The following is a 25,646-nucleotide window of genomic DNA, read 5'->3' on the forward strand; positions in this document are numbered from 1 at the left end:
CTTAAAATATGTGAAAAGCTTACCGAACCCTTCAATGATGATAATCCCCGAAAAATATACGAGTACCTAACAGGCTTCGGCATGTATACACCTGACCGGTTCAGCAGGAATATTTTCAAGGAGTTAAAAGAAAAGAAAGTGTGGGATCTGGCAAAAAACATTCACTTAAAATATAGGAGGATGTGGGCGGGACCTGACATTAATGTTTACATTTTCCCGTCTGGTGGAGGCGGACTTTTTTCGCGGCATTCTGGGAAATCAGGTGTATCCTTTGCAAATATGCTCTTTCTGTTTCTTCCTTCTGAAATAGAAGAAGCTGAACTAGAGGCATTATTTGTGCATGAATATCACCATGTCTGCAGAATTAACTCGCAGAAAAAAAAGCTTGAAGAATTTACGCTGCTAGATTCCATTATACTGGAAGGGCTTGCCGAACATTCAGTAGAAATACACTGTGGAAAGAAGTTCAGAGGATCCTGGTGCACCCGGTATTCGAAAGAGGAGATCAGGAATTTTTGGGATAAATTGATTAAACCGAACCTGAAATTAAAAAAGAATGATAGGCTCCATCAAAAGATATTATATGGTGAGAGACCCTATCCTCTATTACTTGGTTATGCTGCCGGCTACGAAATTGTAAAGGAATTCAAAGAGAAAAAAAGTTTTTCTACAAAAATTTCTTTTAGTATGCCGTCCGAATATTTTGTAGATCAAACTTTATATAAACTGGATTCACATTCGCTTTAAAGTCCTAAAATGTGGGCTTTTTTTTTAATATAGAAAAATGAATTTTAATAAATTTTAAAAAAATCTTGCAATTGTAATAAGTTTGTAATAATATTTTAGACAAATAGAATGAATTGACAGAATAATTAAAAATGTAAGAGGTGTCCTATGAGCGCAAATCCCCGTCAGCATAAAGACGCACCTTTACTAGAGGTGAAGAATCTAGAAACGGCTTTTTCCATAGATGGTACATACTATAACGCAGTTGATAATGTTTCTTTCCGAGTGAAACCCCGGCAAATAGTTGGAATAGTGGGAGAGTCCGGGTGTGGAAAATCTGTAATGAGCCTCTCTGTTATGAAACTCCTGCCTAAAGGCATTGGCAAGATCCGAAACGGTGAAATTCTCTTTGACGGTGTACATTTGGAGAACATGACAGATTCAGAGATTAATAAGATCAGGGGAAAAGATATCGCGATGATATTCCAGGAACCTATGACTTCATTAAATCCTGTCTTCTCGATCGGGTTCCAGCTGCAGGAAGTATTATTCAATCATATGAAGATCTCCAAAAAAGAAGCACGGCTTAAAAGTATTGCACTTCTAAAAAGTGTAGGAATTTCAAGACCTGAAAAAATTGTAGATGAATATCCGCATCAGCTTTCAGGAGGTATGAGGCAAAGGGTCATGATTGCCATAGCCATTGCCTGCCAGCCGAAGCTGCTGATCGCTGATGAGCCGACTACTGCCCTGGATGTGACTGTACAAGCCCAAATTCTTGAGCTTTTAAAAGAAATCCAGGAAGTCAATGATATGTCCGTCATTCTGATTACTCATGATCTTGGTGTAGTGGCTGAGATGTGCGATGAAGTAATTGTTATGTATGCAGGGAAAATAGCAGAGCGGACAGATGTAGATTCTTTATTTCACAATCCAAAGCATCCATACACTCAGCTCCTGATGGGGGCCATTCCGAAAATGGATGAAGAAGTGGAAAAGCTAAGCACAATAAAAGGAATTGTACCTTCATTAAAAAATATGCCTAAAACAGGCTGCAAATTTGCGGCACGCTGCCCTAAGGCAATGCCAGAATGCCTGACAGTTACACCTCAATTGGCAGAAAATGAAGAAGGACATGAGGTTGCCTGCCTGCTTTACGAGACAAGCCAGCCGAAACAAGAGGTGAACGCATAATGAGTACAGAACATAATAATACAGCTGTTCTAAAAAAGGATAAAAGCAGCAATGAAGTGCTATTAGAGGTTAAAAACCTAAAAACATACTACCCGATAAAAGGCGGAATCCTTAGAAGGACTGTAGCTGTCGTTAAGGCTGTCGATGATGTTTCCTTTGAAATTAAAAAAGGGGAGACATTAGGCCTGGTTGGAGAATCAGGCTGTGGAAAATCAACAGCAGGCAGGACAATACTCAGACTTCTGGAACCGACTGAGGGGCAAATCATCTTTGACGGACAGGATATCACAAATGTAAGAGGAACCAGCCTGAGGAAAATCCGCCAGGACTTCCAGATGGTCTTCCAGGACCCATATGCTTCATTAAATCCTACGATGATGGTCGGACACCTTGTGTCGGAGCCAATCAGAAATTACAACAGCAAATCCGAAAAGGAACTGAAGCCGGAAGTAATGGATCTTCTTGCGAAAGTTGGGCTGCCTGAAGATGCCTACTATAAATATCCGCATGAGTTTTCCGGCGGGCAAAGACAGCGTATCGGAATCGCAAGAGCCCTGGCTTTAAGGCCTAAGCTGATAATTGCGGATGAGCCTGTTTCAGCACTTGACGTTTCAGTCCAATCACAGGTATTGAATCTTTTAAAAGAGCTGCAGGATGAATTTGATCTTACTTTCTTATTTATTGCCCATGATTTGAGTGTTGTTAAACATATGAGTGACCGGATAGGGGTTATGTATCTGGGAGGCCTTGTTGAAGTTGCTGAAAAGGACAGCCTCTATGCAGAGCCTCTGCATCCATATACTCAGGCTCTGATCTCCGCGATTCCTGAACCGGATCCGCGCAAGAAAAAAGAAAGAATCATATTAGAGGGTGATGTACCAAGCCCGATTGATCCTCCGAAAGGATGTACATTCCATCCGCGCTGCGCACATGCAATGCCGGAATGCCAGAGTGTAAAACCGCAATTAAAGGAGGTGAAGCCTGGGCATAGAGTCGCTTGTCACTTATATAAATAAGGCTTTGTCAAAAAATATTTTTCGGGGGGAAAACAATGAAGAAATCAGCATTTTGGCTGCTTTCGCTTCTGCTTGTCATGTCTGTATTCCTTGCAGCATGTTCTGGCGGCGGAGAAAAAGCGAACACTGAAAAGGAACCAAAAGATGATGGGAAAGCATCTGGAGAAGTAAAAGAAGGCGGCACAGTAACATTCGGTTACACACAGCCATTTAAAGGCGTTTTATCTTTTGCTTATTATGAAGGTGAAGATGATGCAAATGCCCTTCAATTTATGCATGAAGGATTGCTCAAAGTAAATGATGAGCTTATTTCTGAACCGAACTTGGCAGACTATGAGTTATCTGAAGACAATACTAAATTAACCTTCAAGCTTAAGCAAGGTGTTAAATGGCATGATGGTGAAGAATTAACAGCGGAAGATATGGAATTTGCTTGGTATTTAATTGCAGATCCAACTTATGAAGGTGCTCGTTTTGCTAACGTAGCAATGATCAAAGGTGCTCAAGAATATAAAGATGGTAAAGCTGACAAAATTGAAGGTATCAAGGTAGTAGACGATTATACAATTGAGGTAACAGTAACTGAGCCTTCTGTTAACTTGTTGGAAAATATTTGGATTTATCCTGAGCCAAAGCACTACTACGGAGATATTTCTTCTAAAGAGCTTCCGGATGCCGATCAAATTCGTAAAGCTCCAATCGGTGTAGGTCCTTTTAAAGTGAAAAACATCGTACCTGGCGAAATGATCGAATTTGAGCGTTTTGATGATTACTGGCAGGGACCAGCCAAATTGGATGGCGTAGTTTACAAAATCATTGATGGTTCTCTTGCGCAAGGTTTAGTACAAAACGGAGAAATTGATGTTATTGAAGCTCCAAAAGATCAGTGGGAAGCTATTAAAGCTCTTGATAATGTAAATCCTGTAGAAGCAGATGCTATGTCTTACAGCTATATTGCTTTTGACTGGGGTCACTATGACACTAAAAAAGGTGTAGTAGTATCTGATAATAAGAAGTTCCAGAACAAATCCCTTCGCCATGCAATGGCACATGCCATTGACCGTCAGGCATTTATCGATGGTTTTGCAAACGGCTTAGGAAAACCATTAAACACTCCTTTCCCTTCAGTATCATGGGCTAAGATTGATGATTCAGAAATCAATCCATATGAGTATGATCCTGAAAAAGCAAAGAAATTACTTGACGAAGCAGGTTATGTGGACAAAGACGGCGACGGCTTCCGTGAAGATCCAGAAGGAAAGCCATTCACAATTAACTTTGATGCAATGGCAGGCGCTGAAACTTCAGAGGCACGTGCTCAATTCATCCTGCAATCCTGGCAGGAAGTTGGCTTAAACGCAAAGCTTAACGGCGGTTCATTAAAAGATTTCAACCTTTTCTATGACACTATCGAAGCAGATGATCCATCTGTTGAAACATTCATGGGTGCATGGGGACTTGCAAATGATCCAGATCCAGCTGGAATCTGGTTATCTACTGATAAGTGGAACATGTGGAGATGGTACAATGAAAAGTCTGATGAGCTAATTAAGAAGGGTGTTGCATTCCCTGAAGATGCAAGTAAAGATGTTACTGAACACCGTCAGGAAGTCTATAATGAATGGCAAAAGCTAGTTAATGAAGAATTGCCTATCATCTTCTTCGAGCAGCGTGTAGATCCATGGGCGATCAACAAGCGTGTTGGCGGAGTTAAAGTAACACCATTTGGAACAGATGAGTTCCACAAGTGGCATATTGTAGAGTAACAGAATAATAGGAACCTGTATTCCTTGGGGGAGTTGCTCCTCCAAGGAATACAAGTTTAACCAGCGAATAAATTTTTGTTTGGTAAGGGGAATGGAAATGCTACAGTACACAATTCGACGACTCATAGGTATGATTCCCATAATTTTCCTTATCTCGGTAGTGGTTTTCACCCTGGCAAAGCTTATGCCTGGTGATGCACTATCTGGAAAAATTGACCCATTAAACTCAGATCCGGAATATATTGAAGAAATGCGTGAGCAGATGGGATTGAACGATCCTATTCCTGTGCAGTATGTCCGCTGGATGAGTGGTGTGGTACAAGGAGATTTTGGAGATTCATTTGTTCATAAGCGCCCGGTTATGGAATTAATTGGTGACCGTTTGCCGAACACGATTATTTTAGGAATATCAGCTCTATTAATTACTTATTTCTTAGCCTTTTTAATGGGAAGATACTCTGGGCGGTTTGCCTATAGCATTGGAGATTATTTAATATCAGCGTTTAACTATCTAGCACTTGCAATTCCAAGCTTTGTTGCAGCTTTAGTTGCCATTTATGTTTTTGCCATCAATCTTGGATGGGTTCCAGCCAGTGGAAGTATCGGCAGCGGGGTAGAAGCAGGGACACTGGAATATTACTTAAGTAAAGCCAAACATACAGTTTTGCCTGCTATAGTACTTGGAGCCATGGCTACAGCCGCTTATACACAGTTCTTAAGAAATGATATGATCGAAAGCTCTCGCAAAGATTATGTTCGTACAGCAAGAGCTAAAGGTACGAAAGAATCTGCGATTTATAATAAGCACATTCTAAGAAACTCAATCATACCTATTGTTACTTTACTTGGATTCGATATTGCCAACCTATTTGGAGGGGCAATTATCACAGAAACCATTTTCACATACCCTGGCATCGGTTATTTATTCGTAGAATCAGTTAATTCACGTGATTATTCAGTCATGATGGCTATTGCCATGATGCTGACTATTTTAACACTAATTGGAAATTTAGTTGCAGATTTACTATATGGATTAGTAGATCCGCGTATTCGTTTAAGTTAGGTAGGTGAGAGTATGGAACCATCAATTTCACAGCAAACTTCGCCTGGTTTAGCAGAGCCTGTTAAACCGCCGAAGAGTCAATCACCATGGGCTCTCGCCCGCCGCAAGTTTTTGCGCAATAAAGCAGCAATGATCAGTCTTGTTTTCCTGCTGCTGGTCTGTGTAATGTCCATATTAGCTGAGCCGCTGACTATGCCGGTTGAGGAGACAGCTAAGATTAATTTAACACAAATGAGCAAAGAACCATCTGCTGACCATTACTTCGGCACTGACAAGTCTGGCCGGGACGTTTTTGCCAGAACTCTTCACGGCGGCAAGACATCACTCTTGCTTGCATTCTCTATCACGCTGGCTGTTATTACCATTGGTACTCTAGTTGGTGCTACTGCCGGATACTTTGGCGGCTGGGTCGATAATGCCCTGATGAGATTTACAGACTTTATGATGAACTTTCCATTCCTGCTGTTTGTTATCGTATTGAAATCCATTTTTATCGAATCAAGTACAGGAACCCTCATATTTGTAATAAGTGTACTAAGCTGGACAGGGACGGCACGTCTGGTGCGAAGCAAGGTCATGGCTGAGAAGGAAAATGAGTATATTATGAGTGCTGTATCCATTGGATGCTCTGCACCAAAAACCATTTTTAAACACTTGCTGCCGAACGTCATGTCAACCATTATTGTTCAGGCAACCATTACTCTTGCAGCGATGATTGTAGCTGAGACAGGCCTAAGCTTCCTCGGATTTGGTGTACCAATCAACATTCCAACCTGGGGAAACATGCTTCAGGAAGCAAGAAGTCCTGATGTTTTAACAAGTAAATGGTGGATTTGGATTCCGCCTGCTGCGATTCTGACGTTTACAATCCTATCAATCAACTTCATAGGGGAAGGCTTGAAAGATGCCTTCAACCCTAAATCCAACAGATAGCAAAAAAACGCCTGTAATAAGGCGTTTTTTTGCTGTCTTGTGGCCTATAGCTTGTACATATCTAAACAAATGCTTTCATATACATGTAAAAAAGATAGTGGGAGTGAGTTTATGGCAGCAATAAAACCTTATATGACTCACAAATATAGTAAAGAACATGTTATTTAGGGCATTTTGGCTTTTAACGGGGTTTGGAGTCTCTGTTTCGGGAGGAGTCAGTGTCATAGGGTACTTGAATTTGCTTACAACTGGACAAACCTTCAAAGGATATTTGCATTTTATCACCTATCGCCCGGAATGCTATTTGCTTCCGATTGGAATAATTATCATTACATTGAGCATATATCTTCCCTATTCAAATGAGGATGATTAAAAGAGTATCTCATCAAAATAAAGCTTCCTAATTACAAAAAATGGATTGTGAGTGCAATATAGGAATAAATTTACTGCCTGCTGCCCATACTGAGTGACAAATAGTTTGTTGAAGTGGGGGTTGAAAAATGTTGTATCTTCATGATGTTTGGGTGAATTGGTTTGAAGGAGAAGAAAATGGATACAATGTATGCCATTTTCATGAATGGAGAAAAGATGATGGGGTAGAACTGCTTGACCAGGTTCCGCTGCTGAAGATTGACCCGGTCCTTTTTAATTATATTGAGAATGATCTTTCTGAGCTGCCACAACAACTGCTAGATGACATTTATCAAAAAGCTTACTTAAGGAAAAATCATGAACGCATCCAATTGGAGTATTGCTTTGTTGTATCAGATGGGACAGGCATACTGGCTGTAGATACAATCGGCTACAATATTCCAATCAGAAAAAGCAGGTTAATACCAAGGCAGGAGCAGCTTGCATATGAAATGCTGGAAAATCAGGAAACGGCTAATTACTCTTTTAATGATCAAACCGCATTGAAGGAATTCCATATTCTTTCTCCTTCTCCGGATTTGATGGCAGGCCTGACAAGAAAAGAAAGACAGCTTAAACAGCTTCTGTTTATGGCGCTGGATCAGCTTCATTCCTCCAAAAATGATGCTGAAATCCGTTATTGGTATACGGAGTGGAGCCCTGAACGTTATACGAAAATACAATCAATGAATTTTGAAGAGGCCTGGTATGAATTATTTGATGAAAGTAAATACGGCTGGTCAAGTAAACATGAAAAGTTTTGTGAAAACTTAATAAAAGGACAGCCGTTTTTTGAGAAGTTGTGGGAAATGGAGCATGGTCCAAAAGTAAATTAAAAAAAACAGCCCAAGGCTGTTTTTTTATTTTCTCTTTCTGCCAAGTCCCATGGCGTTTTCCATTTTTTTAATCATTTTGTATGCGACTTTATTAGCTTTTTCAGCTCCTTGATCAAGTACAAGATCAAGTTCTTCAGATTCCATTAATTCATAGTATTTATCCTGAATAGGTTTAATTGTTCCAATAACAATATCAGAAAGGCCGGCTTTAAATTCCCCGTATCCTTTGCCTTCATATTCTCCTTCGATTTCTGCAACGGTTTTACCTGAAAGTATTGAGTAAATGGAAAGGAGATTAGATACTCCTGGTTTGTTTTCCTTATCATACTTAACAATGCCTTCAGAATCTGTTACGGCACTTTTTATTTTCTTTTCAATTTGTTTTGGGTCATCTAATAATGAAATAAATGATTTTTTATTTGGATCAGATTTGCTCATTTTCTTTAATGGATCCTGAAGTGACATTACTCTTGCGCCTTCTTTGGCGATTCTGACATCTGGAACAGTGAAGATGTCGTTGTACTTCTTATTGAATCTCTCAGCAAGATCGCGGGTTAATTCCAAGTGCTGTTTTTGATCCTCTCCAACCGGAACCAAGTCAGTATTGTATAGAAGGATATCTGCAGCCATCAAAGGGGGATAGGTCAGCAGTCCTGCAGATACGGCATCTTTACCTTCTGATTTGTCTTTGAACTGAGTCATGCGCTCGAGCTCACCGATGTAAGAAACACACTGCATCATCCAGCCTGCCTGGGCATGGGCTGGAACTTCCGATTGGATGAACAGGGTGGATTTCTCAGGGTCGATTCCAACAGCCAAATATAGGGCAGCAAGACTTCGAATGTTTTTCCTCAATTCCAGTCTGTCCTGGGGAACAGTTATGGCGTGCTGATCAACAATGCAAAAATAGCAGTTGTAGTCATTCTGCAGTTCAACAAATTGTTTCATTGCACCAATGTAATTGCCAAGAGTAATTGTGCCGCTGGGCTGGATGCCGGAAAATATAGTTTTCATGTTTTTCCTCCTTTAATCGGCTTAAAAGATCATGAATTGTCAGGTGTTGAAGTGAAGTTTGCCACGTAATTATAAAAAATGGCATAAAAAAGAACCATTCATCCCTATAAAATAGGGACGAATGGTCCGCGTTGCCACCCTAATTACTCAAAAACTGAGTCACTCTGCCCTATGCAGAAAAACGCATAGGTCCCCGATAACGCAGGGAAGCGCCTGAAAAATCAGAGGCTCAAAAGTCCATTCGATTTACCGGGCTGCCTGTTTGCACCATCCACAGACTCTCTGCTAACCCTGGGTAAATGTACTACTCTTTTTTCATTGCCGACAAGATCATTTATTTTTATCGTATTATATTATAAGGTAAACTATTCGGACACAAAAATCAAGCACAGAATAAGAAATTAAAGGGCGTTCATGCCTGTAGTTCAAGGAGATATTTTACCAATATATGGTTGAAAAACCTGGTAAAATAGCAAAATATCTTAAAAAAAAAAATTTTTTTATTATCTCAAAAATCTTAATTTATAAGACTTTTTGACGAAAAATGTCGCACTTCAAGGAATTGCATGTACAAAAAGCCACTTGCAATAAGTTTTTAAACTATTTATAATAAACGTAACAAACATAATCTTTACGAATTTGTTACATTTAAAACAAAACTATATCACTCCAGATTGCGAGAATATGGTGCATATTGAGTAAGTTTATAGCTTACATATTATAGGTTAATCTATTTAATCTGAATTATCAGAATATAAGGATAATCTATCGTTAAGAGAATATAAACTTGCTTTTTTTGTTGCCTTTTAAATAGTCTGCAAATTTTTTAAATTGAATTAACAGACTATTTAAGTAATATATCTGGGGCGCACAGTTGTGTTTTTTGTGAAAGACAAATGGTAAGGGGATTGTTTGAGGAAATTAATAGGGGGTTAATACCGTGAACAAAAGATTATCGATCTTTTTTAGCATGCTGCTTGTGCTAAGTATGTTCCTTGCTGCATGCAGCGGCGGCGGAGACAATGCTGACGGCGGCGAAAAAGGCGGAGATGACGGCGGAAAGTCTGATGTACCGCAGGAATTAAGAGTAAATATCAACACTGAACCACCATCATTAAACCCAGGCTTAGCAGAGGATGCCACATCTGGTACAGTTCTTCGCCAGGTTCTTGAAGGTTTGACTCGTATTGGCAAAGAAGGAAAGCCTGAAAATGCAATGGCAGAAGATGTTCAGGTTTCTGATGACCAAAAGACTTACACTTTCAAAATCCGTGATGCAAAGTGGTCTAATGGAGACCCTGTAACTGCTAATGACTTTGTATATGCTTGGAAGTGGGCACTTGATCCAGCTAACAACTCAACATATGCATACCAGCTTTACTACATCGAAGGTGCTGAAGCAGCCAACACTGGCAAAGGCTCACTTGATGCTGTAGGCGTTAAAGCAGTAGATGACAAAACTCTTGAAGTAAAGCTTGTTAACCCAACTCCATATTTCTTGGAATTGACAGCTTTCTATACTTACCTGCCGGTTAACAGCAAAGTTGCAGAAGCTAATCCAGAGTGGGCAACTGATGCTGGTGAAAACTATACAACTAACGGACCTTTCCATTTAACAGAATGGTCTCACAGCGATAAAATCGTTCTTGAAAAGAGCGAAACTTATTGGGATGCTGAATCAGTTAAGCTGGACAGCATTGAAATGATCATGATCAATGATCCGAACACTGAATTATCAATGTTTGACAATGGAGAACTAGATTGGGCTGGAGCTCCTACTGGTGCACTTCCAACTGATGCTATGCAGGCTCTTAAAGATGATGGCCGTTTAGTAACAAACCCAATTGCAGGTATTTACAACTACAAATTCAATACAACTGTTGAACCTTTCAACAATGTTAATATTCGTAAGGCATTTGCACATGCTATAAACCGTCAGGAAATCATCGACAATATCCTTCAGGGTGAACAGCTTCCAGCTATGGCGATTGTTCCTCCATCAATGTTTGAAGAAAATGAAAAAGGTTATTTCCCTGACAATGATGTAGAAAAAGCAAAAGAGTATTTACAAAAAGGTCTTGAAGAGCTTGGCTATAAAGATGCTTCTGAGCTTCCAGCAGTAACGCTATCTTACAACACATCTGAAGCACACCAAAAGATTGCTCAGGCAATTCAGGATATGTGGAAGCAAAATCTTGGTGTTGAAGTAACCCTAGATAATGCTGAGTGGAATGTATTCCTTGATAAGGTAAATCAAATGGATTACCAAGTGGCACGTATGGGCTGGCTAGGTGACTTTAACGACGCAATGAACTTCCTTGAAATGTATCGTGACGCTGATGGCGGAAATAACAATACTGGATGGGAAAGCAAAGAGTTCCAGGATCTGCTTGCTAAGTCTTCAACTGAAACAGACCCTGAAGCTCGCCAGCAGCTATTAAAAGATGCTGAAGCAATCTTCATGGAAGATATGCCGGTAGCACCAATTTACTTCTACACTAATAACTGGGTACAGGCTGATAACTTAAAAGATGTTGTTGTATCTGGTCTTGGTGATGTTCAGTACAAGTGGGCACACTTTGAATAAAAAATATTGATTAAGACGAAAGGTATATGGGATTAATTGTCCCATATACCTTCGTTTCTGATTAAGGCATAGTAATAAATTGGAGGTGTTTGACAATGGCGAAATATATTGGAAAACGCTTGCTGTACATGCTTCTGTCTTTATGGATGATCGTTACGGCAACTTTTTTCTTCATGCGCATTGCACCCGGAAACCCTTTTGCATCTGAGAAAAAACTTCCTCCCGAAATTGAAGCTAACCTGAATGCTCATTTTGGCTTGGACAAGCCTTGGTATGCACAATATTGGGAGTATCTTGTTCGTATCGTGAATTGGGATTTCGGCCCGTCATTTAAATATAAAAGTCAAACTGTTAACGACTTGATTAATGAAGGTTTCCCTGTTTCATTTCTTCTTGGAATGGAAGCCATTTTTATCGCCGTTGCAGTAGGGGTTCTTTTAGGAATTATTGCGGCATTAAAGCACAATAGATGGCCGGATTACACAGCAATGATTGTGGCTGTATTAGGTATATCAGTACCTTCCTTTATCATGGCATCATTCCTGCAATATTTCCTGGCAATAAAAATGGGTATTTTCCCTGTAGCACGGTGGGAAACTTTTATGCACAGCGTTCTGCCAGCCGTGGCATTGGCTTCAACACCAATGGCGTTTATCGCAAGGTTAACCCGTTCGAGCATGCTTGAAGTTCTGGCGAATGATTATATTAAGACTGCTAAGTCAAAAGGTTTAAGCAGGGGAGTAATTACAGTAAAACATACGATTCGTAATGCCCTTTTACCAGTAGTAACTTATATGGGGCCACTGACAGCGGGTATTTTAACAGGAAGTTTTGTTATTGAAAGAATCTTCGGTATTCCTGGACTTGGTGCGCACTTTGTAACTAGTATCAACAACCGTGACTATACGGTCATAATGGGTGTAACCGTTTTCTACAGTATTCTGTTGCTTGTATCTATTCTCCTTGTTGACATTGCATACGGAATCATCGACCCACGCATCAAACTTGCAGGCGGGAAGAAAGGAGAGTAATTATGCAGATTTCGAAAGATAAATTTAAGTTAGTCGGAACACAGCTTGGTGAAGCTGAGAAGATTTCAAAACCAAGTCTTTCTTTCTGGAAGGATGTATTTATTAGATTTCGAAAAAACAAGCTTGCCCTGTTTGGATTAGTATTATTAGGACTGCTGATCTTCATGGCAATCTTTGGACCATATATGACTCCATATGATTATGCATCAAATGATCTAAGCAACAAAAACCAGTCCCCTTCTTCTGAACATTGGTTTGGAACGGATGATCTTGGTCGTGACATGTTTGCCCGTACATGGGAAGGTGCACGAATTTCCATCTTCATTGGAGTTGCAGCAGCTGTAATTGATTTGATTATTGGTGTGCTTTGGGGCGGTATTGCCGGTTATAAAGGCGGACGCACAGATGAAGGAATGATGCGCTTTGCCGATATTTTATATGGTGTACCTTATCTATTATTAGTAATCTTGTTAATGGTTGTACTTGGACAGGGATTGTCGACAATGATTATAGCCATGTCCATAACTGGATGGATCAATATGTCGCGAATCGTCCGTGGTCAGGTGTTATCTCTTAAAAATCAGGAATATGTACTGGCTGCCAAAACGCTTGGTGCCAATACAAGCAGGATTATGGGCAAACACTTAATTCCAAATTCAATGGGGCCTATCCTAGTCACCATGACGCTGACTGTCCCATCTGCTATTTTCACTGAAGCATTCCTAAGCTTTATTGGTCTTGGGCTAACACCGCCGATTGCGAGCTGGGGAACAATGGCCAATGATGGACTTGCGGCTATGCGGTACTACCCATGGCGCTTATTCTTCCCTGCTGTGTTTATCTGCTTAACAATCTTTGCATTTAACGTGGTTGGTGACGGCTTGCGTGATGCTCTAGATCCAAGAATGCGTAAATAAGGAGTGAGAACATGGAAAAATTACTTGAAGTAAAAAATTTAGAAGTCTCATTCCAAACATATGGAGGTACAGTAAAAGCAGTCCGTGGAGTCAGCTTTGACCTTCATAAGGGAGAGACGCTTGCGATTGTTGGTGAATCAGGGTCAGGCAAAAGTGTTACTTCCCAGTCTATTATGAAGTTAATACCTATGCCGCCAGGCCAAATTTCAGGCGGGCAAATCCTGCTTAGCGGTGATGACATCGTGCCCAAAACAGAAAAACAAATGGAAAAGATCCGCGGCAAAGAAATCAGTATGATCTTCCAGGATCCAATGACATCATTGAATCCGACGATGAGAGTTGGAACACAGATAATGGAAGTGCTGATTAAACATCAGAATATGTCTAAAACTGATGCCAAAAACAGAGCAATAGAATTACTGAGACTTGTTGGTATTCCGATGCCTGAGAAAAGGGTAAATCAATATCCGCATGAATTCTCCGGCGGTATGAGACAGCGTGCGATGATTGCGATCGCTCTTGCAGCCAATCCCAAGCTGCTTATCGCTGATGAGCCGACAACTGCACTTGACGTTACGATTCAGGCGCAAATTCTGGAGCTAATGAAAGATCTGCAAAATAAAATGGATACATCCATTATCTTTATTACGCATGACCTCGGTGTTGTAGCAAATGTTGCGGACCGGGTAGCTGTAATGTATGCTGGCCAGATTGTTGAAATGGGTACTGTAGATGAAATATTCTATGACCCGCGTCACCCTTATACATGGGGATTGCTTGCATCCATGCCAAGCTTAGAAAATGATGAGAAAGCTGAATTAGCTGCTATTCCAGGGACGCCCCCGGATCTGACAAATCCTCCAAAAGGAGACGCGTTTGCAGCAAGAAATCAATATGCACTTGCAATTGATTTTGAAGAAGAGCCGCCGATGTTCCAAATCTCAGAAACACATTTTGCAAAAACATGGCTTCTTCACCCGGATGCTCCTAAGGTTGAGCCGCCGGAAGCAGTAAAAAAACGTATGCGCCAATTATCCTCCACTTTTGAAAAGCCTGTACTAGTCAAGGAGGGAAAATAGTAATGGCAGAAAAATTGCTTGAAATTAAAAACTTAAAACAGCATTTTAATGTTGGCCGTCCGAATATGGTGAAAGCAGTTGATGGGATTACTTTTGATATTTATAAGGGTGAGACCCTTGGACTTGTTGGTGAGTCTGGCTGCGGTAAATCAACTACTGGACGAACAATTATCAGATTATACGATGCAACTGATGGGCAGGTTCTTTTTGAAGGTGAAGATGTTCACGGCAAAAAATCTGCAAAAGAACTGAAAAAGTTTAACCGGAAAATGCAAATGATCTTCCAGGATCCTTATGCTTCCTTAAACCCTCGTATGACGGTTGCCGATATTATTGCTGAAGGAATCGATATTCACGGTTTGGCAAAGAGCAAAAAGGAACGTATGGAGAGGGTATACGAACTTTTGGACACTGTTGGTCTGAACAAAGAACATGCTAACCGTTACCCTCATGAATTCTCTGGCGGGCAGAGACAGAGAATCGGGATTGCGCGCGCTCTTGCAGTTGACCCGGATTTCATTATTGCCGATGAGCCCATTTCAGCATTGGACGTTTCCATTCAGGCACAGGTAGTAAACCTTATGAAAAAGCTGCAGCGTGAAAAAGGATTGACATACCTGTTTATCGCACATGATTTATCTATGGTAAAATACATCAGTGACCGCATTGGTGTTATGTACTTCGGTAAACTGGTTGAACTTGCACCAGCAGAAGATTTATATAATAACCCAATGCACCCTTATACTCAATCACTGCTGTCAGCTATTCCGCTTCCAGATCCTGAAACGGAACGGTCCCGCAGAAGAAAATCTTATGATCCGGCAGTTCACAATTACGCTGACAATGAAAAGCTGGAAATGCGCGAAATAACAGCTGGTCATTTTGTTTATTGCTCTGAAAAAGAGTATAACGAATTAAAAGCTAAATATGCCAAATAACAAAAAACGATCTCTACTGAGATCGTTTTTTACATCCTGGAAAAGTAAATGTTCGCTATAAAGGAATTACCAAGATGTAAATTGCCCAGTCACATATGGAGAGAGTGGAAATTCTCTTTAACACTTTTATTCGCTAATGTGTGCTTTTATATATAATACCTCATTTTCCGGAATATTACTATGAGAATTTTCAATTATTTATATTTTTCCGTCATTTTGTTTATTTAAACATGAATTTCAAATTTTTTAATTAAATTGGTTTAAAGAGTAGTTAAAAAGATAATTTAGTATAATGATAGTTCTTAATTCTTTGAAAAAATTTATAATGTAGGTAGCAAGATAATGATTAGAAAAGGGGGCATAACATGTGAATAAGTCATTAAAGTTAGCTGCTGCCTTAATGTTAGTGTCAGCTTTATTTATGTCAGCCAATCCAAGTGAGGCAAAAGAACAGGAAAATCAGGAAGCAGGACAAAACCCCCAAAGGGAACATGTTTCGCTTGTGAAAACACTCCCGGAAAAAGTAAGCCGTTTTCAATTTGATTCTGGCTTTCATTTTCAATATCCAGATGCTGTAAGGGGCATATATGTCACAGGCCACTCAGCAGGGGGAGAAAAATTTAATAAATTAGTGAAAATGATGGATGAAACCGATTTGAATGCGATGGTAATCGATATTAAGGACGATTGGGGGAACTTAACGTATATTCCAGAAGAAAAATCACCCTATACCGATATCGGCAAGCCTTACATAAAGGATCCCAAAAAAGTCTTGAAAACCATGGAAGAAAAGCAAATTTATCCGATTGCCCGGGTGGTCGTTTTCAAGGATTCTGTTCTGGCGAATAAAAAGCCTGAATGGTCATATAAAGAAGGAAATACAGTATGGAAGAATGGCAGAGGTGAATCCTTTGTAAATCCATTTTTAAAAGAAGTTTGGGATTACAATATTGGAATTGCAATCGAAGCTGCAAAAATGGGGTTTCAGGAGATTCAATTTGACTATGTCCGATTTCCTGAGGGGTTTGAACACCGTGATAGCTCTTTGAAATATAGTTTGGGTGAATACGAAAGTCTTAAAATTGAAAATGTACAAAAGCGTGTAAGTGCGGTTACTGATTTTGTCGAGTATGCCAGGAAGCAGCTCGAGCCATATGGGGTAAAGGTCTCGGTCGATATCTTTGGCTACACGGCGACCCTTCCTGAGGCACCGGGAATTGGCCAAAATTTCTCTAAGATCTCAGAACATGTGGATGTAATTTCTTCTATGATTTATCCAAGCCACTGGACATCTTATTTCGGCATTGCCAAGCCGGACCTGGAACCTTATAAGCTGGTTTCTGAATATGCTAAACTTGAGAATCGAAAGTTGGGAGAGTTGGATAGTCCTCCTGTATCCAGACCATGGCTTCAGGACTTTACAGCGTCTTATTTAGGAGCCGGAAACTATAAGGAGTATGGAAGAGCGGAAGTTGAAGCACAAATAAAGGCACTGAAAGAACAGGGAATTAATGAATTCCTTTTATGGAATGCAGGTAATTCGTATACACAAAATGTGGATTATACACCATGAAAGCAAAAAGAGGCCGATTATTTCGGTCTCTTTCTTGATTTGTTTATCAAAAAATTAAGTTACTTATTATTTGACACGAATTTTGTATACGGTATCATAGTATAGAGGCATAGGCTACTGCTTTTTTTGTCCGCCTACGCTTTTCCATCCAGTCTGCACTCTTGCGGATTGATCCACGAATTCGGATTTATTTTTACCGCCAAAAATCTTTTCTCCAATACCATTAGTTAGTACACCTAACAAGGCAGTAAATCCAATTATAAGCAATGCAACAATCGTTAAATCAGCTATGTAACCAACCATGATAAACCTCCATCTTTCTTTTCACAGTCTCCTGTGATTAGTTAGTGTTTAAACATCCCTAATCATATTTTATTCGAAATTTTCCAGTATTAAAAGGGGAAATTCCACAAATACTTAAACTGATTGGAAATAATATCACCCTAAGTAAGTAAGTGGAAAGGAAAGCTGGGAGCTTATCATGCTGGAATAAATATTCATGCTCTTAAAACAATACTTTGTTTACGGGCAAAAAAGGAGAAGATCCATGCATTGGTATGAAAAACTGAATCAATATTTCCCGATTGAAGAAATGAAATCAAGAGAGCATATGGAAACCTTATTAAAGGAACGGTCAGACATCTATCATAAAGATGAAGGTCCACATCATGTGCTTATGTATGTTGAGCTGGATAACTTTGTTTTTATTGATTATCTGTTTGTTTCGAAGGAATCCAGAGGACAGGGACTTGGCCATAAACTACTTCAAACTCTTAAAGCCAAAGGCAAACCGATCATATTGGAAGTGGAGCCGGTTGATTATGAAGACACGGATACTGAAAAGCGCCTTAAGTTCTATAAAAGAGAAGGGTTTGAGCATGCCCAATCAATCGGGTACAGCCGCCGGTCTCTTGCGACCAATGAAATCAATACAATGGAAATTCTATATTGGTCCCCAGAGAACGAAAGTGAAGAAATGATTTATGAAGCCATGAAGAAAACCTATGAAATGATTCACACTTATAAAGATTCGCATTTTTATGGAAAGTCATATCAGCCAGTAGATGAGGTTCTGACTTATGAAGAAGATAAAAATGGAACGGATGTCTTAGAGGATTTATAAGGATTTGGAAAAACACAGCCATTTTTGTAAATGGCTGTGTTTTCATTTTCATTAATTAATTGAGAAAATATTAATAAGCATTTTGGTTTATTAAAAATTAACAAGGGTATATAAAGAATAATTTAGTAATGAACTAAAAAAAATTCATACATAAAATTTCCTTAGGTTTAGGCTAAAGAAACTTTATGGAAGGAATTATAACAAAAAACATATAAAAAAATGAAACTTTTTGCTTGTTCATTCGTCTTATTAAGTAGATTCTAATTCTTAATCCGTTTGTTTAATGAATGTTTAATACTTTTATCATATTTATAAAAAGTTATACCAAATAGATATTGTTTAGTGTATAATTAATAATATAAATTCCTTGATTAAAGTTATTTTAATCTAGAACACTCTAGAAATATTTGATTAAACAAATATAATCTCTGATAGTTTCATATATGTCTAAATTTAAGGAGTGTGAAATTGTAAAATGGTCACATTATACACTTCACCAAGTTGTACATCCTGCAGGAAAGCTAAATCATGGTTGGAAGAGCATGAAATTGCCTATAAAGAACGAAATATCTTTTCAGAACCGCTATCGATTGATGAAATTAAAGAAATTCTTCGTATGACTGAAGATGGAACAGATGAAATTATTTCAACTCGCTCAAAGACATTCCAAAAGCTTGATGTAAACCTTGAATCAATGCCTCTCCAAGATTTATTTGAGCTAATCAAGGAAAACCCGGGGCTGCTTCGACGTCCAATCATTCTTGATGAAAAACGTTTGCAGGTGGGATATAATGAGGACGAAATAAGACGTTTCCTTCCAAGAAAAGTCCGTACTTACCAGTTGCGTGAAGCACAGCGTATGGTTAATTAACAAATATACTTAAAATTGAGAGGCCTTCTTTCTGTTTAACAGAAGAAGGTCTTTTTGTCCTTTATGTGAAAAAGAAAAAGGAAAATGGATATAATAAGAGAATACTTAGTTAAGCCAATGAGATGGACCAACTGGGACAATATAGGCATTTAACGGTTTTTTTAAACATATGACTTTTTAATTCCCTTTATGCTCAATTTGTCATAAAATAAAAGTACAAGGTACAAAATACATTTTACCTTCAAGTTAATCGGGGATTAACCAATTGATTTACGGGTAAATGGATAACACATGACTGCTGGGGGTATTTAGTCCCTTCAATCATAGCCAGAAGGGAGAGTTGCTGCATGGAAATCGAACGTATTAATGATCATACTGTTAAATTTTATATTTCTTATCTTGATATAGAAGAAAGAGGCTTTGACCGTGAAGAGATTTGGTACAATCGTGAGCGGAGTGAGGAACTCTTTTGGGAAATGATGGATGAAGTCCATCAGGAGGAAGAATTTCTTGTTGAAGGCCCTTTATGGATACAGGTTCAAGCGTTGGATAAGGGTTTGGAGGTTCTTGTAACAAAAGCTCAGCTATCAAAGGATGGTCAAAAGTTTGAGCTTCCTGTCCCGGATGAAAAAGTGAAAGATTTGCCTGTGGATGAACATATAGAGGAAATGCTTGATCATCATTTCCGTAAATCCGATGATGATAATGATAACGGATATGAAGGAGATCTTGAGTTCCTATTAACATTTAAAGATTTCGAAGACATTATTTCATTATCAAAGCGGTCAATTCTTGATTCCATTACTACAAGGCTATATTCCTTTGAAGGGAAATACTATTTATTCGCAGAGTTCCCTGAAGAGCTTTTTGAAGAGGATGACATAGATAACATGCTGAGTATTCTTCTTGAATACGGGCACGAAACAAGTACAACTATTCACCGTGTAATGGAATATGGTAAATTGATTATAGAAAATGATGTTTTTGAAAATCTGAGAAAACATTTTAAATAGTAAAGAAAAGCCGATTTCATTTTGAAATCGGCTTTTTTGTATGTGAACTGTTTCATAGAAGCAATCAATAAGCTTACGCTTTTTAGTATAGTTTGTTGCTATTTTAACTTAGTTAAATTTGCTGAGTTGATCTTCGCTGTGGGCACTTGATCCTCGAAAATGCTGACGCATTTTCCTCGTGCGGTCTTCATTCGAGGAAGCTTATTCAATGTGGGAGGATAGGGAAGTGTGAGACCCCGCAGGCGAAGCCGAGGAGGCTCACATTCCTCCGCGGGTTCGCTGCGTGCCTGCAGCGGAAATCAACGGGCTAAATTCATAAATAAAGAAACATTGATATTTGAAAAAGAGCCTAAGCAAAAAACTGTAAGAGAATACATCAGATAAAAAGGAATTTAACCATTAAGAATAGAAGAATAAGGAGGAAAGGAGATGGTCACTTGTTAGTTGCCTCAACAGAGAATGGAGTGCGAATAAGCCTCATAGGTTCACACAGCATCCCGGTTTTACAGCAGTACAGGAAAAATCACAACTTTTACTGCCCGGAATGCAAAGAGAAAGTAATAATGAAAATCGGAAAGAAAAGAATCCCGCATTTCAGCCACAGAAAGGGTTCTGAATGTCCGGAAAGGTATGAAAGGGAAACAGAATACCATATGTCCGGAAAGGTGTTATTGTTTCAATGGCTAAAGAAAAAAGGTTTAAATCCAATTCTGGAACCATTTTATCCGGAAATATCACAGCGGCCGGATATTGATGTCCATTATGAAGGTGTACATTATGCTCTTGAATATCAATGCTCAAACATTTCGGAGGAGTTATTTATAAAACGGACAGAAGCCTACCTTAAGACAGGTATCGTTCCAATTTGGATACTGGCAGGGAAAAGTATTAAGCGTATGGGCAAAGCAAAGATTTCTTTATCTGGTTTCCAATACCTATTTCTTCGGCAAGCAGCTTCAGGCCATTGGGTAATCCCTTCTTTTTGCCCCACTACAAAGTCTTTTATCAATATCCACCATATCCAGCCCCTTACAGTCAGAAATGCCTGCGCGCATTATGATGTAAAACCAATTTTCCAAGCAGATCCAGCTATATTATTTAATCCATATTTTAAAAATGATATAAATCTAGATGAATGGAAAAGAGAAGTTCGGAAAATAAAGAATTCCCTTTCACAAAATAGCGGTGCTATTAGAAATAACTTTCTTCAGGATTTATACTCCCGCTCAATTGCTCCAGCGTTCCTCCCGCCTGAAATTGGCCTTCCTGTACGCCATTCTCCATATATAGAAACCTCACCTATACAGTGGCAGAGTTATTTGTTTATGGATATAGTCGGCAAAGAGAGGCCCTTCTCACTTCCGCAGATGATTGCAGCCTTTCGCAGCAGGGTAAAGAATAACGATATAAAAATCAGGTCAATCCCGCTTGTTCAAACCGGCTCCGAAATCCATGCGATTAAAGAATATCTTGATGTCCTTATTAATTTAAACATTGTTAAACATGCAGAAAAAGGTTTATACAAAAAAACTGCATTAAGCGGTGAGCATGAGCATTACTCCCGTATAATCCAAATAGAGGACGATTTTTATAGAGGCATCACTCAAAGGATTTTGCAGGGCAAATAAATGAAAAAGTCTTATTTAACATAAAATAATCAAAGACTTCCACTTTTGCTATTTAAAAAAGCAGGAATTTTTTTCTTCAAGGAGAAGATAGTGTAATGGGACTTTTGAATGGAGGATGAATGTATGGCTAATGAAACTACTGTAAAGAAACTGCCGGCAAGGAATGAGATTTCACCTGAAGATACGTGGCGTTTGGAGGATATTTTCCCTTCTGATGATGAGTGGAACAAGGAATACAGTGAAGTTCAGAAGCTGATTCCGGATGCAGGTAAGTATCAGGGCAGGCTCGGAGAAAGTGCTGAAACATTATATGCAGCGCTTCAGTTCCAGGATCATTTACTTTCGCGCCTTGGGAAGCTTTATACATATGCCCATATGCGTTATGACCAGGATACAACAAATTCATTTTATCAGGGAATGGATGACAAAATTAAAAATTTGTATTCGGAAGCTGCTAGTGCACTTGCTTATATTGTTCCTGAGCTGCTTGCTGAAGATGAAGAGAAGATTGCAGGCTATTTGAAGGAAAAAACCGAGCTGCAATTATATAAACATTCACTGGAGGAAATTAATCTTCAAAGGCCTCATGTATTATCTGCTGAGCAGGAATCCCTGCTTGCTCAGGCTTCCGAGGTGCTTGGGGCTTCCAGTAATACATTTGGAATGCTGAATAATGCAGATTTGGAGTTTCCGTCCATTAAAGATGAAAATGGGGAAGAAGTCGAAATTACTCACGGACGATTCATCCGTTTTCTTGAAAGTGACGAGCAGCGTGTCCGGCATGATGCTTTCAAAGCTGTATATGAGACTTATGGGAAGTTTCGTAATACATTTGCCAGCACTCTAAGCGGAAACGTAAAAAAAGATAACTTCAACGCTAAGATCCGGAATTATGACTCCGCGCGCCATGCTGCCCTTTCTGCGGACAATATTCCTGAAAGTGTTTATGAAAATCTGGTCAATACCATTAACGATAACCTGCATTTGCTGCATCGCTATGTCAAACTCCGCAAGAAGGTTCTTGGGGTTAAGGAGCTTCATATGTACGATCTCTACACTCCTTTAGTGAAGGAAGTAAAAATGGAGATACCTTATAATGAAGCAAAAGATCTGATTTTAAAAGGATTAAAGCCGCTTGGTGAAGACTATTTAAATATTTTAAAAGAGGGTTTTGAAAATAGATGGGTGGATGTTCATGAGAATAAGGGCAAAAGGAGCGGTGCTTATTCTTCGGGAACATATGGCACCAACCCTTATATACTAATGAACTGGCAGGATAATGTGAACAACTTATTTACTCTTGCTCATGAATTTGGCCATTCGGTACACAGCTATTACACAAGAAAATATCAGCCATACCCTTATGGAAACTACTCAATTTTTGTTGCAGAGGTTGCCTCGACTTGTAATGAAGCCCTCTTAAACGATTATCTGCTAAAAACAATTGATGATGATAAGAAGCGGCTGTATCTGCTGAATCACTATCTTGAAGGCTTTAGAGGCACTGTTTTCCGCCAGACCATGTTTGCAGAATTTGAACATCTTATTCATCAAAAGGCACAAAACAATGAAGCCTTGACTGCTGATTCATTGACTAAAGAATATTATGAACTTAATAAAAAGTATTTTGGGGATGAAGATATCGTAATTGATGAGGAAATCGGCCTGGAATGGTCCAGAATCCCGCATTTCTACTATAATTATTATGTTTATCAATATGCAACAGGCTTCAGTGCGGCTACGGCATTAAGCAAGCAAATTCTCCAGGAAGGCCAGCCTGCAGTTGACAGATATATTGAGTTCCTGAAATCCGGCAGCTCGGATTACCCAATTGAAGTGCTAAAGAAAGCCGGTGTAGATATGACGAGCAGCAAGCCGATTGAGGATGCCTGCAAAGTATTTGAAGAAAAGCTTAATGAAATGGAAAACTTGCTTTCTTAACAGTAAAGGTGCCAGGCTATATTGCCCGGCACCTTTTTTGATGTTAAAAACCCTTAAATCTCCTTCGGTCATTTAAATATAAACATAAGATCAGGAGTGAAATAAATAGAATAGGTGACGTAATGAAAAGGGGAATAAGCTTCATGAGGCCGAAAATATTCAAAATAAAGGAGACTAAAATGAGCATCAGCATCAGAAATACAGGCAGCTTTTTCATATTGCAGTCTCCTCCTTGTACATATTTACAATTATTTTATGCGGTTGTCCAGAGTGTCATGACTTGATTTTGACAATATTGTGAAAAGGGGCACAAACTAATTGCCTTGTTCATTTTGGTCATGATATAGTACAGATGTGAAGTTGATCACATGCAAGCATTTACCCCTTTTGTTTGGACGTGAAAAATTTCTCCCATCCCCTTTGTTCGTAAAAAAATAAATTGTGAAAGAGCCGTGCATTAGACTGCATGGTTTTTTCATGAAAAAAATAAAGCTGTGCAGTTTGCACAGCTTTGAGATTACCCGGAATATCTCCAGAAATTACCGTATTTTGCAGGTACATATTCAGCGATTTGCTTTAGCTGAAGCTTTTTCATTTCCTTGTTCACTTCGCTGTCTGTCATATCGTATACTACGGAGATCTCCTTGCTGGCCACCAGCTTAAAATATTTTAAGAAATATTCCAGGGGCGGAAGAGGAGAACGCTCAGGTTTAGCAGGCAGCATTTCTTCCAAAATCTGTTCATAAATTTCATAAGGATAATACCCGGTTACTTTGATGCCTTCATCTTCTATGTTTTCATTGAAAAAGACAAGAGTTGGTATTTCTTGAACATCCATTTCAGAAGTTATTTTTAAATCGCATTGAAAAGCTTTGGCTGCACTATCTGAATGAATATCAGAAACAAATTCTACTACATCAAGACCGACTTCCTTAGCACAATCCTTTAGGACCTCAAAATTTGACACATTCTGCTTTTCAAGAAATAAAACTTCCTGGAGCTTGCGTAAAAATCTGATGCCAGCTTTTCTCCCCTGTAATTCAGCCGCTTTAATTGCAACTGAAGCCAGATGCGGGGAAGAAATTGGATTTTCGAACCAGAGGTTTCCATCACATGACATTCCAGAGCGGCTTGCAGTTTTTTCCCACAAATCAGCAATGTTTTCGTAGTTTTGTCTTTTCCCCATATTTAAAGTTGCCAGTCTGCCGCTTAATACATGCTTTATGGAGAAATAGCGGCCGTATTCAATCAGAAGCTTTTTTAAGGTTGGCTCCAGAGCCCAGCATTCAGGGCAAAGCGGGTCAACAAACATATAGACTTCTATGGGTTTTTTTTCACTGCCATAGCAATGTGGTGACGTGAACTTGATTTCATTGGATTCTCGCATATTCACGGGCTATCACCTTTCACTCCGGCCTCGGGTGTATTGATCATATGCTGAGCAGTGAGCACAAGCCTGGAGAAAAAGTCTTCCCTCAATTGTCCATCCAGCCCGATATGGTCCATCGCTTCATTCATGCATGAAAGCCAGGCCCTTGCCCGGGTTTCTGTTATAGGAAATGGCATGTGCCGCGCGCGAAGCATAGGATGTCCATGTTCTGAAGTATATAAAGGAGGTCCCCCTAAATACTGAGTCATAAATTGTTTTTGTTTTCTGGCTGTTTCTGTCAGGTCATCTGGAAAAATAGGAACGAGATCAGGATGTTGTCCTACGCGCAGGTAAAAAGCGTCAATTAGCTGGTGAAGCTTTTCCTCACCAATAGCGTCGAAGGGAGTGTGCATTTTCTCGGCCATATTTAAAACTCCTTTTATGAGTTAATCATTGTAAAAAAACTTCCTATTTAATATTAATTGCTGTAATCTCTTTTTATTTTATCAATGAGGGATTTATATCTCAAACAAATAGCTTACTGTGCCCTATTAACGTTTCCTTGGCCAGCTTATTTTTTAGTATGGGTTAAGCCCTTTCTGTCAATCCGGAACATT

Annotated in this window: 22 protein-coding genes and 1 other annotated feature; of the genes, 18 read left to right on the plus strand and 4 right to left on the minus strand. The window is 39.3% G+C overall.

Annotation, left to right across the window (positions count from 1 at the left end; translation table 11 throughout):
• Positions 1 to 81 precede the first annotated feature (81 nt).
• The 7 genes from NAF01_RS07190 (at position 82) to NAF01_RS07225 (ending at position 7,945) form a co-directional block, all read left to right on the plus strand.
• Positions 82 to 747, plus strand: coding sequence for a DUF2268 domain-containing putative Zn-dependent protease (locus NAF01_RS07190; protein WP_053071383.1), 666 nt, complete (start codon positions 82 to 84; stop codon positions 745 to 747).
• Between the two features lie 147 nt (positions 748 to 894).
• Positions 895 to 1,920: an ABC transporter ATP-binding protein gene (locus NAF01_RS07195; protein ID WP_048010966.1), complete on the plus strand. Its 1,026-nt coding sequence runs from the start codon at positions 895 to 897 to the stop codon at positions 1,918 to 1,920.
• Positions 1,920 to 2,936, plus strand: a complete 1,017-nt coding sequence (locus NAF01_RS07200; RefSeq protein WP_048010965.1) for an ABC transporter ATP-binding protein — start codon at positions 1,920 to 1,922, stop codon at positions 2,934 to 2,936. Before NAF01_RS07195 ends, NAF01_RS07200 begins: the two co-directional genes overlap by 1 nt.
• Positions 2,937 to 2,971: 35 nt before the next feature.
• Positions 2,972 to 4,702 carry an oligopeptide ABC transporter substrate-binding protein gene (opp4A, locus tag NAF01_RS07205; protein WP_048010964.1) on the plus strand — a complete coding sequence of 577 codons (1,731 nt, stop codon included), beginning with the start codon at positions 2,972 to 2,974 and terminating at the stop codon, positions 4,700 to 4,702.
• A 97-nt stretch (positions 4,703 to 4,799) separates the two neighbouring features.
• Entirely contained in the window at positions 4,800 to 5,765 is a 966-nt protein-coding gene (gene opp4B / locus NAF01_RS07210; protein WP_048010963.1) for an oligopeptide ABC transporter permease, read from the plus strand.
• Positions 5,766 to 5,777: 12 nt separating this feature from the next.
• On the plus strand, positions 5,778 to 6,698 hold the full coding sequence (gene opp4C, locus NAF01_RS07215; protein WP_035327219.1) for an oligopeptide ABC transporter permease: 921 nt from the start codon (positions 5,778 to 5,780) through the stop codon (positions 6,696 to 6,698).
• Positions 6,699 to 7,198: 500 nt separating this feature from the next.
• The gene (locus NAF01_RS07225; protein WP_048010961.1) at positions 7,199 to 7,945 is read left to right on the plus strand and encodes a YjbA family protein; all 747 of its coding nucleotides are present in this window, start codon (positions 7,199 to 7,201) and stop codon (positions 7,943 to 7,945) included.
• Positions 7,946 to 7,969: 24 nt separating this feature from the next.
• On the opposite strand, the gene trpS is transcribed toward NAF01_RS07225, so the two are convergent.
• Positions 7,970 to 8,959, minus strand: coding sequence for a tryptophan--tRNA ligase (gene trpS / locus NAF01_RS07230; protein WP_197245497.1), 990 nt, complete (start codon positions 8,957 to 8,959; stop codon positions 7,970 to 7,972).
• A 110-nt stretch (positions 8,960 to 9,069) separates the two neighbouring features.
• Positions 9,070 to 9,287 (minus strand) — a binding site (T-box leader).
• A 612-nt stretch (positions 9,288 to 9,899) separates the two neighbouring features.
• Here trpS and NAF01_RS07235 point away from each other — a divergent pair.
• The 6 genes from NAF01_RS07235 (at position 9,900) to NAF01_RS07260 (ending at position 17,084) form a co-directional block, all read left to right on the plus strand.
• Entirely contained in the window at positions 9,900 to 11,546 is a 1,647-nt protein-coding gene (locus tag NAF01_RS07235; protein WP_048010959.1) for a peptide ABC transporter substrate-binding protein, read from the plus strand.
• Positions 11,547 to 11,641: 95 nt separating this feature from the next.
• Positions 11,642 to 12,577, plus strand: a complete 936-nt coding sequence (locus NAF01_RS07240) for an ABC transporter permease (RefSeq protein ID WP_048010958.1) — start codon at positions 11,642 to 11,644, stop codon at positions 12,575 to 12,577.
• Positions 12,577 to 13,494 (plus strand): ABC transporter permease, encoded by a 918-nt coding sequence (locus tag NAF01_RS07245; RefSeq protein ID WP_048010957.1) that lies wholly within the window; start codon positions 12,577 to 12,579, stop codon positions 13,492 to 13,494. The genes NAF01_RS07240 and NAF01_RS07245 overlap by 1 nt, the downstream gene beginning before the upstream one ends.
• Positions 13,495 to 13,505: 11 nt before the next feature.
• Positions 13,506 to 14,573: an ABC transporter ATP-binding protein gene (locus NAF01_RS07250; protein ID WP_048010956.1), complete on the plus strand. Its 1,068-nt coding sequence runs from the start codon at positions 13,506 to 13,508 to the stop codon at positions 14,571 to 14,573.
• Positions 14,574 to 14,575: 2 nt separating this feature from the next.
• A complete protein-coding gene (locus NAF01_RS07255) occupies positions 14,576 to 15,511 on the plus strand; it encodes an ABC transporter ATP-binding protein (protein ID WP_048010955.1) in 936 nt (311 codons plus the stop codon).
• Between the two features lie 421 nt (positions 15,512 to 15,932).
• Positions 15,933 to 17,084 carry a putative glycoside hydrolase gene (locus NAF01_RS07260; RefSeq protein WP_412059439.1) on the plus strand — a complete coding sequence of 384 codons (1,152 nt, stop codon included), beginning with the start codon at positions 15,933 to 15,935 and terminating at the stop codon, positions 17,082 to 17,084.
• Between the two features lie 114 nt (positions 17,085 to 17,198).
• Here NAF01_RS07260 and NAF01_RS07265 read toward each other — a convergent pair whose 3' ends face one another.
• Positions 17,199 to 17,387, minus strand: a complete 189-nt coding sequence (locus NAF01_RS07265) for a hypothetical protein (protein ID WP_048010953.1) — start codon at positions 17,385 to 17,387, stop codon at positions 17,199 to 17,201.
• Positions 17,388 to 17,631: 244 nt separating this feature from the next.
• On the opposite strand from NAF01_RS07265, the gene NAF01_RS07270 reads away from it, so the two are divergent.
• From NAF01_RS07270 to pepF, 5 genes are all read left to right on the plus strand, one after another.
• Positions 17,632 to 18,207 (plus strand): GNAT family N-acetyltransferase, encoded by a 576-nt coding sequence (locus tag NAF01_RS07270; protein WP_048010952.1) that lies wholly within the window; start codon positions 17,632 to 17,634, stop codon positions 18,205 to 18,207.
• Between the two features lie 475 nt (positions 18,208 to 18,682).
• Entirely contained in the window at positions 18,683 to 19,078 is a 396-nt protein-coding gene (gene spxA / locus NAF01_RS07275) for a transcriptional regulator SpxA (protein ID WP_009331204.1), read from the plus strand.
• A 347-nt stretch (positions 19,079 to 19,425) separates the two neighbouring features.
• On the plus strand, positions 19,426 to 20,091 hold the full coding sequence (gene mecA / locus NAF01_RS07280; protein ID WP_048010951.1) for an adaptor protein MecA: 666 nt from the start codon (positions 19,426 to 19,428) through the stop codon (positions 20,089 to 20,091).
• Between the two features lie 437 nt (positions 20,092 to 20,528).
• The gene (locus NAF01_RS07285) at positions 20,529 to 21,719 is read left to right on the plus strand and encodes a competence protein CoiA (protein WP_284709499.1); all 1,191 of its coding nucleotides are present in this window, start codon (positions 20,529 to 20,531) and stop codon (positions 21,717 to 21,719) included.
• Between the two features lie 123 nt (positions 21,720 to 21,842).
• Positions 21,843 to 23,660, plus strand: a complete 1,818-nt coding sequence (gene pepF / locus NAF01_RS07290; RefSeq protein ID WP_250802026.1) for an oligoendopeptidase F — start codon at positions 21,843 to 21,845, stop codon at positions 23,658 to 23,660.
• A gap of 517 nt (positions 23,661 to 24,177) precedes the next feature.
• On the opposite strand, the gene NAF01_RS07295 is transcribed toward pepF, so the two are convergent.
• Together NAF01_RS07295 and NAF01_RS07300 are read right to left on the minus strand one after the other, a co-directional pair.
• Positions 24,178 to 25,047 (minus strand): ClpXP adapter SpxH family protein, encoded by an 870-nt coding sequence (locus tag NAF01_RS07295; protein ID WP_250802431.1) that lies wholly within the window; start codon positions 25,045 to 25,047, stop codon positions 24,178 to 24,180.
• A gap of 2 nt (positions 25,048 to 25,049) precedes the next feature.
• Positions 25,050 to 25,454, minus strand: a complete 405-nt coding sequence (locus NAF01_RS07300; protein ID WP_048010947.1) for a globin domain-containing protein — start codon at positions 25,452 to 25,454, stop codon at positions 25,050 to 25,052.
• Positions 25,455 to 25,646: the final 192 nt, after the last annotated feature.

Origin of the sequence: Cytobacillus firmus, from assembly GCF_023657595.1 — a bacterium.
GTDB classification, from domain to species: Bacteria; Bacillota; Bacilli; order Bacillales; family Cytobacillaceae; genus Cytobacillus; species Cytobacillus firmus_B.